Genomic DNA, 13,629 nt, shown 5'->3' with positions numbered 1-13,629 from the left:
CACACCATGACCGAATACCAACCCAAAATCGTCTGCCAGCTCGATACAGACGGCCTCTACATCGGCCAAACCGAAGCCGACCCCGACCCCCTGGGCGGCGGCTGGCTGCTCCCCGCCCTGTGCGTCGACACCGACCCGCCCGACCCAGCGGACGGACAGACCGCCCGCTGGACGGGCACGGGCTGGGAATACATTCCCGACCACCGGGGACAAACCGCCTACCGCACCGACACCCGCGAAGCCCTCACCGTCACCGCAGCGGGCGAACTTTCAGACGGCCTCACCTTAGAGCCGCCGCCCTCCGACCTGCACCGCTGGGACGGTACACAATGGCAGCCCGACCCCGCCGCCGAAGCCGAACGCAAAATCCGCCAGCAGGGCGAAATGTGGGAGCGCATCAAAGCGCGCCGCCACGAGGCCACCCGCGCCGGCGTGTTCGTGCCGAGCATCGGCAAATGGTTTCACAACGACGACTCCGCCCGCGGCCGGTACACCTTCCTGCGCACCCTGCCCAAACTGCCCGAAAACCTGCAATGGAAAACCATAGACAACAGCTTTGTCACCATGACGCAGGATTTGCTCGACGAGCTGTCGCTCAAACTCATTGCCGACGAACAGGCCGATTTCGCCAACGCCGAACGCCACCGCGCCGCTATGCTCCAAGCCGAGCATCCGCTTGATTACGACTATTCCGACGGCTGGACTCAGCCCGCGCCCGAATTTCAGGCCGTCTGAAAGGGGGAAGCATGAAAGAGCAAATCCGAATCGGTTTGAGCAAGCCAAGCCGCACGCCGCTGCTGACAATGGCGCTGATGCTGGCTGCTGCGCTGGAAACATCAAAGCAACCTGAAAGCCGGCACGGCAACCGTGCCGAGCGGCGCAGAAACCAAAAAGGAAAACGCAAATGAGCTGTTACAAAGGATGGAATTTCGCCGTCTGCTGCGGCAGAACGTTTAAAACATGGGAATACCGCCGATGAACGCCCTGAAAACCCGCCTGCGCCTCATCCTGATCGCCGCCGACCAACTGCTGAACGCCCTCACCGGCGGCTGGCCGGACGAAACCCTGTCCAGCCGCATCCACCGCCGCGCTGTGTTGGAACAAAAGCCCCGCCGCCGCTGGCTGCTCGCCCGCCGCATCATCAACGGCCTGTTCCGCCATCAGCGCGACCATTGCAAAAGCGCCTACGAACAAGAGTGCAGACGACACCACTTCCCGCCGGAGCTGCGCAGCGGCCGTCTGAAAAAGGAGGATGGGGCAAAACAGTAAAACAAAGCCCGTCCGCAGAAACGGACGGGCAGACAAACCTAAAAAGACGGCGACACGGCAGGTGCTGACACACCCGCCGCGCCAGCCTAGCAGAACCAGCCTGCATCAGCCAAAGCCGCCACCCTCGAGGGCGGGCGGATTGTATCACTAACGATGTAGGAAGCCGCAAAAAATGAAACACCGTTGCACACATTGCAATAAGCTCTTGGCCGTCGGCACGGGAAATTTTGAAATCAAATGCCCACGCTGCAAGGCCGTGAACAAATTTAGTTCTTTAACAACCCAGAATGCCGCCGAGCATCCGAACCTGAAAGGAAACAATGGATGCTCAAAAACAACGCCATCCCGCTAAATCCGCCGCCGCAAACAGCGGCCAAACACTACGGCCGCAACGGCTTTAAATACAAACAGCAGTACGGTGTGGTCGTGCTGTGCGTCGACGAGAAGCACCAGCAACAGGTGTATGCCGAGCTGAAAGAACAAGGTTTGAAATTAAAGGTGGTCAGCGTATGAAAATCCAAATCCAACACCGTTGCTCGGATTTTGACAGCTACCGTGCCGCTTCGGTCAAATCGCTGTTTAATGTGGAGTCGGGCGCAAACTTTAACTTGGAAGCCGACCTGCCGCTGGATAAACAACCGTGGCAGATCGGCGTGGTGGTCGGCTCTTCCGGTTCGGGCAAAACCAGCATCGGCAAAAAGCTGGGGCAAATCTACGCGCCCAAATGGGCGCGGGATGTGCCGATTGTGGATGCGATTGCACCCGATGGCGCATTTAACGACGTTACCGCTGCGCTGGCTTCGGTGGGACTGGGCAGTGTGCCGACATGGCTGCGCCCGTATGCCGTGCTCTCAAATGGCGAGCAGTTCCGCGCCAATCTGGCACGGCTGCTGTGCGAAGCGCCGTCCTTTGCGGTATTGGATGAGTTCAGCTCGGTGGTTGACCGCCAAATTGCCCAAATCGGCGCGGGCGCGTTTGCCAAGGCATGGCGCCGCACGACGGGGCAGGTAGTGCTGCTGTCCTGCCACCACGATATTTTGGACTGGGTGCAACCCGACTGGGTATTGGATACCGACACCGGCCAATTCCAATGGGGGTGGGTCAGGCAACGCCCAAAACTCGAACTGGAAATATACCCTTGCCGACAAGCCGACTGGCGCCTGTTTGAGCCGCATCATTATTTAAAACTGCCGCCGATGATTGCCGCCACCCACTACATGGGTTTGGTCAACGGCCAGCCTGTGGCGCATATTGCCTTCAGTACCCGCCCGGGTTTGGTCGAAGCGCGGGCGTGCCGTTTGGTGGTGCTGCCTGAGTGGCAGGGCGCGGGCGTAGGCATGCGCTTTCTCAATGCCTGCTGCGAGATGTGGCAGCGCGGCGAAAACCGCTACCGAAAGCCCATGCGCACGCTGTTCCACACCTCGCATCCCGCATTGGCCAACGCCTTGCGCCGCGATAAAAAATGGACGCAGGTATCAGCGGTTTTGTACGGCGGCAACAAAGCCCGCTCCGCCGCCAGCATACGCCGCTCGGCGGAGCGCACGAGCGGCGGGAAAACCGGCAACGCTGTGGGCTACGGCGGCCACTTCCGCGCCGTACAGGGCTTCCGCTATCTGGGAGAGAGGGAGGACGCATGAGGATAACCATCACCGGCCAAAAATGGCTGGCCGCCGAGCTTTTGCAGCAATGCCTGCGCGACGGCCATCAAGTTACCGCTGCCTACGCGCCGAACAGCGCAGACAGGCTGTTTCAGACGGCCGCCGCCCACGGCATACCGGTACAAACCGCGCTGCCCGCAACCCTGCCCGAATGCGACGTTATCCTTGCCGCCCACGCCCACGTCTTCATTCCGAAGAGCCTGCGTGATCAGGCGCGCTACGGCGCCGTCGGCTACCATCCTTCGCTGCTACCGCGCCATCGCGGCCGCGACGCCGTGCGCTGGGCTATCCACATGCGCGAGCCCGTTACCGGCGGCACCCTGTACCGCATGGACGACGGCGCCGACACCGGCGGCATCCTGCTACAGGACTGGTGCCACATCCGCCCCGACGACACCGCGCAAAGCCTGTGGCAGCGGGAACTCGCCCCAATGGGTCTGCGCCTGCTCGGCCAATACCTAGCCCGTCCCGACATCCCCACCGTGCCGCAGGACGAAACACTGGTCACCTTTGAACCGGCGTTCACGCGACAGCGGCTGAAAGGCTGACCGGCAGCAGTGCAAGATTGTTCCATTTAAAACAGTCTTGAATTGGTTTTAAATAGCAAAAGGGACGACGTCGTCCCTTTTGTTTTCTTGTTTCCAATCTGCAATTGTTCTGAGCACCGACGCCGTTTTTTATCGATACAAAAAATCCCGCCTTTGCAGGGCGGGAAGTGAAATAATGTTGCACGATATGAAACAAATCGGAAGAGTGTTTTTCTCAATAAAGCAGGTGGATTTTTCGCGGCGGGCTTCAGCAGGGCGGAGAGGGGGATGCTGCGCCCGTCCGTTGCAGCGGCTGACATATCAGAAGCCGTCGATTACTTCGGGTTGCAGGTCGCCGAAACCGTCCAAGGTGTAGCTGCCGTCGGCGTTCACTTTCAGGCTGCCGTGTACTTTGGCAGAGGAATATTGACCCGCTTTGCAGTTGTGTTTCCACCAAATCACTTTCAAAACCTGCATGCTGCCTTCGGGGCGGGCGGACGAGGCGTCGCCTTCAAACAGCTTGGGCAACACGGCTTTGATTTTTTCCGCATCATCATCGGAAAAACCGGTGTGCTCGGCCAATTGGGGGGACATTGCGCCAAATGCAACGTAAATGCCGTGGTCTACACGGTGTTTCATACCCATGGTGTCGGAGCTGCGTTTGCTACCGTCGCCCTCACCGCTGACGCTTTTGGTAATTTGCGTGCTGGTGATGCTGACCGGCTCAACGCTGAATGCGGACTGGACGGTTACCGGCCCGCGGATGGCAATGGATACGCCGGAAGCGTCGTCGCTTTTGCCAAAGGCGAATACTTGGCCGAAGCTGCGCACGTCCAGCCATTTTTCACAGGCCGCTTGGGCGGTTTGGTCTTTATTGGCTTTTTTTGGATTGAAGGCTTCCGCGCCCAAGCCGACGTCTTTGTCTTTGGCGCGGTTGGCGAGACTGGTCATGCCATCGGTTTTCTTTTCGTCGGACTGGACAAAAATGCTTTCGCCCGCGTCTTGCAGACGGTCGCGGATTTTGCGTTTCAGGCAGACATCGGTCATTTCGCCGAAACCGGCAAAGTCGGCGCGCGGACGGTTGCCGTTAAGCGGGTCGCCGTTGGGGTTGGCGTTTTGTACTTTGATAATCAGGGCGAAGTCGATTTTTTTGCTCAGGCTCATGGGGTTCTCCTTAAAAATGGTTTATTCGGTGGTTTCGTTCGGTTTAGATTTGCCGTGCTCGGCGATTTGGCGGGCGATTTCCATTTTCTGGCAGTGGTAGCCAAGCAGAAATTCGCCGTTGAGCTTGTTGTCACAAGTGAAATCGTCGGGATTAAAAAGCTCCATGATTTCGCCGATGGCGCGGCTGCCGGTGTCTTTGTTGCGGCTGCGCAGACGGTCTTGATAGGGCTTTAAAGCCAGCTCGATATTGCGCCAAGTGGCAAAGGGATGCTCGGCGAAACGCTGCATATAACGCTCGGCGGTGGTGGCGCGTTTCTCTTCCGCCAGATAAAGGGCGTAGGATTCGATATTTTCGGCGATCGCCAGCAGCCTGCCGTACAAATAGTCGCGCGAGCGGTTTTCTTTGTCCAAACTCATGGGGTAGGTTCTCCGTTGTGATAAGTCATGATGTCGGGCGCGCCAGCCTTTATAAAGCGCGCAGGCGACGCCGATATTGCGCTGCCATTCCCAATGTTCGCAGCCGCCGGGATTGCAGGCAGCCTGAAAGCTTTTCTGCACCAGATCATAGGGTAGCGGCACGCCGCGGCCGCCTGCAATCACGGGCAGCAGGCGGGCATAGAGCTGTTTTTTCAGGGTGTCGCTGCCGCGTTTACCATACACGGTTTCATAAACGGCATAGGGCGAAGGCGGCAGAATCGGCCAGATGGTCTGCTTTTTGTCGGATTTTTTTGCGCCTTTTTTGTCGATGCTGTGCCGTTGGTACCAGGCGGTATCGTCCACCCACGCATCCAGATTGGCGAAATAATCATCGGGCAGGAATTCCTGGTAATAGGTCAGCGCCATGCGCCCGGGCGTGGCGGAATCGAGCATCAGCAGGGAAATTTGCTCGTGCTTTGCCAAGTCCGCCCGATAGCCGCGCATTTTTCGCTTGATGATTTGCGCGGCGGCTTGTCCGATATTGTCCGACCAGTCGATACCGCCTTCTTGGTTTTCAGGCTGCTTTTCGGCTTCGGCTTTGCCGATACTGCCGCTCAAGTTGCCCAAGTCCAGTTCGACGAAGGTATCTTGCAGCGGCGAGGGAATGTGTTTGCCGCTGATTGCCCAGGCAACGGTAACTTGATCGTCGAATTTAAATCCCTGACGTTTAATTAACCATTTCAGCATATTGAATGCTTTTTGAGAAACATCTCTTCCCAAAATAACAGCTTGTTTGTCTGTTAGAAAACGACCAAGAAAAGTCAAACCTCCCGTATCATTGGCAGATACCAATTTGGCATTTCCTTGAATCTTAGGGTACGCCGCTACCGGAAACTCCTGTTCTCCCGTTATGTAGCACAAATCTTTCTGAGTACTATCTTGTCCGCTCGTACTCTCTTGGTATCTAATCCAGTCTGCTTGGACGCTGTTTTTACTCCATAATTCTGTATGTGGATCATCCGGAATTTCTACCGTCCACACAATCGTAAAGCCGAATGGGTCATCTTTTTTCGACAACAAAATATCTTCTTCAATCGTGAAAACTTGATGGCTTAATAAATCCTTAATCAAAGAGCCTTTTCGTATATATTGCAAAACAGCCTGTATTTCTTTCAACCCACTAAAATCAGCCCAATCGGATAATTGCTTTTCGTAACATTCAAAACTATTTCTGAATTTTTCTTTTTCCAAATCTGCAAATTTTCTTCTGCCGTCATCGTTATCAGATAAAAAAGCCTTCCATTTTTTCCCGCTTTCTTTCTCAGCTACTTTTGAAAGGTATGCAATCGTTAAATACTGCTCCGCAGTTTTAGCAACATATTGCAAGTTATCATGCAAGGCATACGGCGCAATCGTCGAACCGGATCGTTTTGATGATTTTTCTGTTACCTGAATAGGAACTTGCTTCTTGCCATCAAAGCGTTCTGCACGAACCAATTCGCCTTTATCATTTAGCACCACTTTTAAATGCGCAGCTTTAGGCATGTGGAAAGGCAAAGCCAAATCCTCATCGTCTAAACCCTGTTTTTGTGCGTATTCATAAGTTTGATACAACTTGCTCATCCAGCTCATAAGCCCAACTCCTGCGCTTCGTTTTCCACTGCTTTCAGATTCTCGCCGCGCTTAAACAGCTTTTCAGGCTGCATTTTGCGGATGAAACGGCTTTTCAGACGGCCTGTTGTGTCGTTAACGCTGGGAAATTCAATTACGCCGTGTTCCATTTTGGCATGCCAAAAGCGGCTGACCAGCTCGGGTTTGCCGGTTTCTTCGGGGTAGCCGAAGCTGTGGAACATCAAACCGAAATCCAGATTGTCGATGGCATCGTAAAAACCTTCGCTGCTGCGAAACTCGCACGGTTCGACATAGCCCTGGCAGTCGCGCGTACCCAGGAAAATATCCTGCCGCCCGCCGCGTTCCAGCATTCGGCGGGCGATGGCGATGTGCTTGCCGGCAATACGATCTGGTGCCAGCTCTTCCCAGTTTTCGTTCCAGGTGAAATGCGCTTCAACCTGGTATTCCACATCTTGCAAAAAGGTGTAGATAGCCAATGTATGATGATTTCCTTGCGGAGATTCCCATTGCCTAGGTTTGGTGGATTTGCTTTGCGTGCGTATCGGCTTTATCACGCGGATTCGGTCGATATGCCATATCAACGTTGGCTTCCAATAAATGCTTTTCAATATGCCTTTTATGGCTTCATAGGTCGGTACCTGGTAGCTGAATTTTTCACCGCCGATTTTGGTAACGGGGTCGGTAAACAGTGCCTGCCGCCCCCAAACGCGGAAACTGATTTTGTTGTCCATATCGCTCCTTGTGATTGCTATAAATCGTAAAACGTCATTTCGCCCGCTTCATCGATGCAAAGCCCGTATGCTTCGTGATAGTGCCGCTCGTCGAGATAGTAAATGCCCGAACCGGCAAGGGTTTCCCGCACCGCTTGCGCTTTTTGCAGCCGCTCCCACACATTGGGAAAAACATTCACGCTGTAACGCTGCGCCTGTGCCAGTGTGCGGCGCATTTCTTTGGCATCCCATGCGCCGCACAGCTCGGCTATCAGCTCCTGTCCTTTGCCGTAGGGCACAATTACGGCACGGGTTGGCGCATCGATGGCGGCAAACGCCCTGCCTGCGCTTTTGAACGATTGCATCAACAGCGGAATAGCTTTGCCCCGTTTATTATTTTTCGGCATATAAGGATTGCGGCTGTTGTCGGAAAGCCAGTCCAAAAGGCAGCCTGAAACGCTGTTTGCAAGGGTGTAGCTCATTTCGCTGCCGCGTTGGTGGAAGTAATATTCAAAATAACGGTTCATGGCGTCGGGCTGCAAAATATCCTGTCCGTCAAACTCGCGAAACACCCGATCGGCATTAGCTTGCCCGGCGGTGATATCGGGCAAAACTTTGGAAAAATCCGGCTCTTGCAGATTAAGCACATACACCTGCCCTTTATCGGTATTTTCGCCGTTGCGGTTGCAGCGTCCCGCCGCTTGGGCAATGCTGTCCAGCCCGCCCAAGGCGCGGATCACGCAAGCCATGGAAATATCCACGCCCGCTTCTATAAGCTGGGTGCTGATACAGAGCACGGGCTTGCCGTCTTGCAGGCGTTGCTTGATGACATCGAAAATCGCCCTGCGGTGCGCGGCGCATTGGTTGGTGCTGAGATGAAACAGGGCGTCGCCCGGTACGTTTTGCTGCTGGCAATATTGGTAAAGCTCCTGCGCCCAGCGTTTGGTGTTGACGACAAACAGGCAGCTTGAGGCCGTCTGAAAACGTTCCAGCAAAAACGCACCCGCTTCGTCCACCGCCCAGCCGCCCGCTTTCAACTTGGGGATGATTTCCACGCGCGACAAACCGGCAAACAAGCTGTCCAAATCTTGTCCGCCGCCCATGATTTCGGCGTCTTTCACCAATTTCAGGCTGCCTAATTCGGGATTGGGAACCTGACCCAGCAAAGGCTGCGTGGCGGTACACAAAACTGCGCTGCTGCGGCCATATTTCGCCAGCCAGTTAAGCACATTGCAAAACAGGCGCGCACATTTCACAGGCAAGGTTTGGATTTCATCAAAAACCAACACGCTGCGGGTCATTGCGTGTACATGCCGCACCCCGCGCGTACCACCGCCAAACCATGCGTCCAGAAACTGCACCATGGTCGTGAACACGATGGGTTTGTCCCAGTTCTCGGACAACAGCTTGTCTTGCCAGCTTTGTTGTTCGGGTTCCAAATTGGAATGATGCTCGAGCACCCAATCCGCGCCCAGAATATCGCGCACGGCGCGGGCGTTTTGATCGATGATGGAAGTGTAGGGAATGATATAGATAATGCGGTCGAGCCAGTGCTTTTGCGCATGGTGCAGCGCATAACGCAGGCTGGCGAGCGTTTTGCCGCCACCGGTAGGAACGGTTAGCGTATAGATTCCCTGCCCATCGCCGGAACGGCGCAGGCAGGTATTAGAAATATCGCGGCGGATTTCATCAATGGGGTAACGAACGGGCAACTGCGCAAGATGGGCTTCCAGCTTGTCAATGGCGACCTGCCAATCTGGCATTTCAGCCAAACGGCGCACATCTTTCTGCGCTTCACGCTCAAAATCCGAACTATTGATGCGGTCGGCATCGATCAAGCAGCTAAAAAGAAAACGGGTGAAACAGCCAAGATAAAACTCTTCAATTTTGTGCGGGGTTTTAATCTCGCCATGTTTTCTTTCTTTATTAAACGACTCGCTCATTGGCCGAATGACCGCATCCAACGCAGTCAGCATTTCTTTAAGCAAAGCCTCGCCAGCCAAGGATTGTGCCTGTTGCAAAACGGATTTGTCGGCGACCTGTTCACACTGCGCCAAATGCGTCAGCGCATCGTCTTTATTAAAGCGCTTGCGCCAAACCGCCTCTCCGTTATCAGGATCCAAACAGTCAATCAGCCCCGCCCCATGATGCGAGGCAATGCATAAGCCAAGCATCTGCCCGAACAGTTCGCCGATGCCGTATTGCGCCCAAAACACTTTCAGACGGCCATAAACCCATTGCGCACCCGCCGTGGAATGATCAACCTTGCTGTCCGTTGGCGTGTTTTCTTCTTCATCCGCATCAGGATCAAGCAAGCCCGTGGCATGGCGGATATAGCTTTGGAACTTTTCGGAATATTTGCCGAAATCATGCATCAGCCCGAGCAACTTGCCCGCCATACCCAAACCCAACTTGGCAGCAAGCAGCCCCGCTATTTCAGCCGTTTCCGCAAGATGCGTTTCAAGCAGCTGCTGCTCTCCGTCTGCCTTTCGTACATGAGCGATAAATTGGTTATCAGACACGGTTTTCCCCGTTTAATTCGTAGATTTGGTTGTTGTTATTCGTTTGCGGTCTGCAAATATGCAAATAACTTAATATTTATTAACGAATAATATCACAACAAACAAATTATTTACATTTCTCCTTGCACCTATCTCCATCCTAAACGACTGTTCCTATACAAAAAGGCCGTCTGAAAGCTTTCCAGACGGCCTTTGGGCTATAATTCCGCCCTTTGTTTTCCCTGAAATTTCATACACAACCATGCTCCAGCCCGACTTCACCCAAGTGCTCTCCAAAGACCGCCATTTCCTGCAATCCGCCTTTAAAAACCCGAAAAAATACGGCGGCCAAGCCAAAGTCGAAGAAAAATACCAAAAATCCCACGATATTTTCTTAAAACGCCAAGCCGCGTTGCCCAAGCCTGAGTTTGATAACACCCTGCCCGTGCACGAGCGTTTGGACGACATCAAAACCGCCATTCAAAACAATCAAGTAACGATTATCTGCGGCGAAACGGGTTCGGGCAAAACCACCCAGTTGCCCAAAATCTGCCTGGAACTCGGGCGCGGGGCGGCGGGTTTGATCGGGCATACGCAGCCGCGTCGCCTTGCCGCGCGTTCGGTTGCCGAGCGCATTGCCGAAGAGCTGGGGCAGCCGATTGGGCAGGCGGTGGGCTACAAAGTACGGTTTAACGACAACACCTCGCGCGATGCCAGCATCAAGCTGATGACAGACGGCATCTTGCTCGCTGAAACGCAAACCGACCGCTATCTCGCCGCCTACGACACGCTGATTATCGACGAAGCGCACGAACGCAGCCTGAATATTGATTTCCTGTTAGGTTACCTGAAACAGCTTCTGCCGCGCCGCCCTGATTTGAAAGTCATCATCACCTCGGCCACCATCGATGCCGAACGGTTTTCCCAACACTTCAACGGCGCACCCGTATTGGAAGTGTCGGGGCGCACCTATCCCGTAGAAATCCGCTACCGCCCGATTAACGAGCGTGATGAAGACGAAGCGGAAATCGACATTCCCGAAGCGATTGTGGACGCGGCGGACGAACTCGCGCGGCTGGGCGACGGCGACATTCTCGTCTTCCTGCCCGGCGAGCGCGAAATCCGCGAAGCCGCCGAAGCCCTGCGAAAATCCCCGCTGCGCCGCAACGACGACATTCTGCCCCTGTTCGCCCGCCTTTCCGCGCAGGAGCAGCACAAAATCTTCCACCCCACAGGTTCGCAGCGGCGCATTATTTTGGCGACCAACGTTGCCGAAACCTCGCTCACCGTGCCGCGTATCAAATATGTGATTGATACGGGTTTGGCGCGCGTCAAACGCTATTCCGCCCGCGCCAAAGTGGAGCAGCTGCATGTGGAAAAAATCTCCCAAGCTGCCGCGCAGCAACGTTCGGGGCGTTGCGGGCGCGTGTCGGCAGGCGTGTGCATCCGCCTGTACGCCGAAGACGATTTCAACCAGCGCAGCCCGTTCACCGACCCCGAAATCATCCGCAGCAACCTCGCCGCCGTCATCCTGCGCATGGCAGCCTTGAAACTCGGCGACGTGGCGGCATTCCCGTTTTTAGAAGCACCCGACCAGCGGTATATCAACGACGGGTTTCAGGTGTTGCTGGAATTGGGGGCGGTGGAAGAGGCCGTCTGAAAGGGGATAGGCAGCCTGAAAGGCAAAATATCGTATTTTTTGAAACCATAGATAACCATAGAAAGCAGGCACGCCATGAACATATTAAGCAAATACAACCGCCCCGTTTTCTTCTATTTCTGGTCTATGCTGATTCCCGCCGTGCTGTGGTTCGGCATGGCGTATTTGAGCCACCTGCCCGCGCAGACGGACGCCGCGCAAGTGGGGCAGATTGTTTTGGGCATTGCGGGCTTGGTGTCGCCGATGCTGGTTGCGCTGCATTTGTTCCGCCAAGACGCTGATTTGTGGAACGATTTGAAACGCCGCCTGTCTTTGCACCGGCATTTTTCGCCGCTTGCCGTCGGGCTGGTTTTGCTGCTGACCTACGGCTCAATTATGGCGGCGCAGGCGGTTTCTACATTGTTTGGGTATAGCTGGGCGCAGTTTCATATTTCGGGGCAGCCGTCTTTTCAGTCTGCCTTTGTCTCCGCATGGTTTGTACTGACTTTTGCCCCGCTGGTTGAAGAATTGGCGTGGCACAGCTATGGCACGGATGCGCTGTTGCGAAAATTCAGCCTGTTTTCCGCTTCCATGATTTTCGGCGTGTATTGGGTGGTGTGGCATCTGCCGCTGGCTTTTGTGAAAGGCTATTACCACAGCAATGTGGTTGCCGAAGGCGCGTTGGCGTCGGTTAATTTTGCTGCCAGCGCATTTCTGTTTGTGCTGATTATGAACTGGCTGTACTGCAAGTTCGGGCGCAATATTTGGATAAGCGTGCTGTTTCATTTGGCTGCCAACACGGCCAACGAAATTTTTGACACGCACCCCGACACCAAAATCATACAAACCTTGATTTTCCTGCTGTTTGTGATGGTGTTGATTGCCAAAGACCATAAATTGTTCTTTGCTAAATACAAGTAGGTCGGGCATTCATGCCCGACAACTGCCGGTAAATTTAAAAAACGTCGGGTATCAATGCCCGATACGCCGTCTGAAAACCCAAAGGCAGCCTGAAACTTTTATCAGGCGCAAACCTGCCCACCTGCCGTCATTCCCGCGCAGGCGGGAATCTTGTTTGATGCTTGGAAATTTTTGAAAAAACAAACTATTGGTTAAATCTACTAAGATTCCCGTCTGCTCGGGAATGACGTCGGCGGGGTATGGTTCAACAATTTTCAGGCTGCCGAAAAGGCCGTCTGAAAGCCCCAAAGGCAGCCTGAAAACTCCGCAAGAATCGGGTCGTCTGCCTGTGGTCTTTTCCTTAAAATCCGCGCTGTTACCAAACAACTGACAGAAAAGGAAAAACCATGCAAAACGATTTTTTGAATTTGAGCGGCAAAGTCGCCGCCGTCATCGGCGCATCGTCGGGCATCGGCAGGGCAACGGCCTTGCTGTTGGCAAAACAGGGCGCGGGGTCGTGTTGTGCGCGCGACGCGCGGACGAACTGGCGCAGACGGCGGCATTGATACGCGAAGCAGGCGGCAGGGCGGAGATGGTAGTAGGCGATGCGCGCCAATCTGCAACCCATGCGGCAGTGGTGCGCACCGCAGAGCAGGCTTTCGGCGGGCTGGATATAGCTGTGAACAACGTCGGTGCGCTGGGTGCGTACAAGCCGCTTGCCGAGCTCTCGCCCGATGAATGGCGCGACACGCTGGACAGCAACCTCACCACCGCATTTTTGGGCGCGCGCAGCCAAATCCCGGCGATGCTGGCGCGCGGCGGTGGTGCGCTGGTGTTTACTTCCAGCTTCGTCGGCAGCAGCGTCGCCCTGCCGAACCTGTCGGCTTACGGCACGGCAAAAGCGGCGTTGAGCGCGCTGGCAAAGGGCATTACCGCCGATTACGCGGCGCAGGGCATCCGTGCCAACGTCGTATTGTCCGGCGGTGCGGACACCGACATGGCAGGCAACACAGAGCAGAAAGCGTGGGCGGCGGGGCTGCACGCGGTCAAACGCATCGCGCAGCCTGAAGAAATCGCCTCGGTGATTGCCTTTCTTGCCAGTCCGGCGGCGAGTTTTGTAACCGGCGCCGCGCTGTTTGCCGACGGCGGCAATGCGTCGGTGAAATAGCAGATTCCCCTTTTAATTCAAAAGACAACACCATGCTTATCGCC

15 protein-coding genes are annotated in these 13,629 nt (G+C 55.0%); 11 read left to right on the top strand and 4 right to left on the bottom strand.

Annotation, left to right across the window (positions count from 1 at the left end):
- The first annotated feature begins 6 nt into the window (after positions 1-6).
- The 7 genes from ACG2K1_RS00890 to ACG2K1_RS00860 all read left to right on the top strand — a co-directional run bounded on the left by ACG2K1_RS00890 (position 7) and on the right by ACG2K1_RS00860 (position 3,475).
- Positions 7-735: a DUF4376 domain-containing protein gene (locus ACG2K1_RS00890; RefSeq protein WP_395428891.1), complete on the top strand. Its 729-nt coding sequence runs from the start codon at positions 7-9 to the stop codon at positions 733-735.
- Positions 736-746: 11 nt separating this feature from the next.
- Positions 747-908 (top strand): hypothetical protein, encoded by a 162-nt coding sequence (locus ACG2K1_RS00885; RefSeq protein ID WP_395428890.1) that lies wholly within the window; start codon positions 747-749, stop codon positions 906-908.
- A gap of 67 nt (positions 909-975) precedes the next feature.
- Entirely contained in the window at positions 976-1,269 is a 294-nt protein-coding gene (locus ACG2K1_RS00880) for a hypothetical protein (protein ID WP_395428889.1), read from the top strand.
- A gap of 172 nt (positions 1,270-1,441) precedes the next feature.
- A complete protein-coding gene (locus ACG2K1_RS00875; RefSeq protein WP_395428888.1) occupies positions 1,442-1,621 on the top strand; it encodes a Com family DNA-binding transcriptional regulator in 180 nt (59 codons plus the stop codon).
- On the top strand, positions 1,594-1,782 hold the full coding sequence (locus tag ACG2K1_RS00870) for a hypothetical protein (RefSeq protein ID WP_395428887.1): 189 nt from the start codon (positions 1,594-1,596) through the stop codon (positions 1,780-1,782). Before ACG2K1_RS00875 ends, ACG2K1_RS00870 begins: the two co-directional genes overlap by 28 nt.
- Positions 1,779-2,906 carry an ABC transporter ATP-binding protein gene (locus ACG2K1_RS00865; RefSeq protein WP_395428886.1) on the top strand — a complete coding sequence of 376 codons (1,128 nt, stop codon included), beginning with the start codon at positions 1,779-1,781 and terminating at the stop codon, positions 2,904-2,906. The genes ACG2K1_RS00870 and ACG2K1_RS00865 overlap by 4 nt, the downstream gene beginning before the upstream one ends.
- Positions 2,903-3,475 (top strand): formyltransferase family protein, encoded by a 573-nt coding sequence (locus ACG2K1_RS00860; RefSeq protein WP_395428885.1) that lies wholly within the window; start codon positions 2,903-2,905, stop codon positions 3,473-3,475. The genes ACG2K1_RS00865 and ACG2K1_RS00860 overlap by 4 nt, the downstream gene beginning before the upstream one ends.
- A gap of 300 nt (positions 3,476-3,775) precedes the next feature.
- Here ACG2K1_RS00860 and cas7c read toward each other — a convergent pair whose 3' ends face one another.
- Genes cas7c through cas3 form a run of 4 tightly spaced genes read right to left on the bottom strand, consistent with a single transcriptional unit; the run spans position 3,776 to position 9,899 of the window.
- Complete coding sequence (gene cas7c, locus ACG2K1_RS00855; RefSeq protein ID WP_395428884.1) at positions 3,776-4,618, bottom strand: type I-C CRISPR-associated protein Cas7/Csd2; 843 nt, start codon at positions 4,616-4,618, stop codon at positions 3,776-3,778.
- Positions 4,619-4,639: 21 nt separating this feature from the next.
- Complete coding sequence (cas8c, locus tag ACG2K1_RS00850) at positions 4,640-6,667, bottom strand: type I-C CRISPR-associated protein Cas8c/Csd1 (protein ID WP_395428883.1); 2,028 nt, start codon at positions 6,665-6,667, stop codon at positions 4,640-4,642.
- Positions 6,664-7,398: a type I-C CRISPR-associated protein Cas5c gene (gene cas5c / locus ACG2K1_RS00845; RefSeq protein WP_395428882.1), complete on the bottom strand. Its 735-nt coding sequence runs from the start codon at positions 7,396-7,398 to the stop codon at positions 6,664-6,666. The genes cas8c and cas5c overlap by 4 nt, the downstream gene beginning before the upstream one ends.
- A gap of 17 nt (positions 7,399-7,415) precedes the next feature.
- Complete coding sequence (gene cas3, locus ACG2K1_RS00840; protein WP_395428881.1) at positions 7,416-9,899, bottom strand: CRISPR-associated helicase Cas3'; 2,484 nt, start codon at positions 9,897-9,899, stop codon at positions 7,416-7,418.
- Positions 9,900-10,140: 241 nt separating this feature from the next.
- Between cas3 and hrpA the strand changes: the two genes are divergently transcribed.
- From hrpA to ACG2K1_RS00820, 4 genes are all read left to right on the top strand, one after another.
- Entirely contained in the window at positions 10,141-11,538 is a 1,398-nt protein-coding gene (gene hrpA / locus ACG2K1_RS00835) for an ATP-dependent RNA helicase HrpA (RefSeq protein WP_395428880.1), read from the top strand.
- A gap of 75 nt (positions 11,539-11,613) precedes the next feature.
- Positions 11,614-12,438, top strand: coding sequence for a CPBP family intramembrane glutamic endopeptidase (locus ACG2K1_RS00830; protein WP_009427622.1), 825 nt, complete (start codon positions 11,614-11,616; stop codon positions 12,436-12,438).
- A 386-nt stretch (positions 12,439-12,824) separates the two neighbouring features.
- Positions 12,825-12,983: a hypothetical protein gene (locus tag ACG2K1_RS00825; protein ID WP_395428879.1), complete on the top strand. Its 159-nt coding sequence runs from the start codon at positions 12,825-12,827 to the stop codon at positions 12,981-12,983.
- On the top strand, positions 12,935-13,585 hold the full coding sequence (locus ACG2K1_RS00820; protein WP_395428878.1) for an SDR family oxidoreductase: 651 nt from the start codon (positions 12,935-12,937) through the stop codon (positions 13,583-13,585). The genes ACG2K1_RS00825 and ACG2K1_RS00820 overlap by 49 nt, the downstream gene beginning before the upstream one ends.
- Positions 13,586-13,629: the final 44 nt, after the last annotated feature.

The organism is Neisseria sp. 23W00296 (assembly GCF_044772855.1).
GTDB lineage: Bacteria > Pseudomonadota > Gammaproteobacteria > Burkholderiales > Neisseriaceae > Neisseria.
The sequence above is the reverse complement of the archived record's forward strand: the minus strand, read 5'-3'. Positions and strand labels throughout refer to the sequence as shown.

Bases quoted from the DNA above. Each gene is read 5' to 3' on its own strand.
- ACG2K1_RS00890 (WP_395428891.1), top strand. From the start codon at position 7: ATGACCGAATACCAACCCAAAATCGTCTGCCAGCTCGATACAGACGGC.
- ACG2K1_RS00885 (WP_395428890.1), top strand. From the start codon at position 747: ATGAAAGAGCAAATCCGAATCGGTTTGAGCAAGCCAAGCCGCACGCCG.
- ACG2K1_RS00880 (WP_395428889.1), top strand. From the start codon at position 976: ATGAACGCCCTGAAAACCCGCCTGCGCCTCATCCTGATCGCCGCCGAC.
- ACG2K1_RS00875 (WP_395428888.1), top strand. From the start codon at position 1,442: ATGAAACACCGTTGCACACATTGCAATAAGCTCTTGGCCGTCGGCACG.
- ACG2K1_RS00870 (WP_395428887.1), top strand. From the start codon at position 1,594: ATGCTCAAAAACAACGCCATCCCGCTAAATCCGCCGCCGCAAACAGCG.
- ACG2K1_RS00865 (WP_395428886.1), top strand. From the start codon at position 1,779: ATGAAAATCCAAATCCAACACCGTTGCTCGGATTTTGACAGCTACCGT.
- ACG2K1_RS00860 (WP_395428885.1), top strand. From the start codon at position 2,903: ATGAGGATAACCATCACCGGCCAAAAATGGCTGGCCGCCGAGCTTTTG.
- cas7c (WP_395428884.1), bottom strand. From the start codon at position 4,618: ATGAGCCTGAGCAAAAAAATCGACTTCGCCCTGATTATCAAAGTACAA.
- cas8c (WP_395428883.1), bottom strand. From the start codon at position 6,667: ATGAGCTGGATGAGCAAGTTGTATCAAACTTATGAATACGCACAAAAA.
- cas5c (WP_395428882.1), bottom strand. From the start codon at position 7,398: ATGGACAACAAAATCAGTTTCCGCGTTTGGGGGCGGCAGGCACTGTTT.
- hrpA (WP_395428880.1), top strand. From the start codon at position 10,141: ATGCTCCAGCCCGACTTCACCCAAGTGCTCTCCAAAGACCGCCATTTC.
- ACG2K1_RS00830 (WP_009427622.1), top strand. From the start codon at position 11,614: ATGAACATATTAAGCAAATACAACCGCCCCGTTTTCTTCTATTTCTGG.
- ACG2K1_RS00825 (WP_395428879.1), top strand. From the start codon at position 12,825: ATGCAAAACGATTTTTTGAATTTGAGCGGCAAAGTCGCCGCCGTCATC.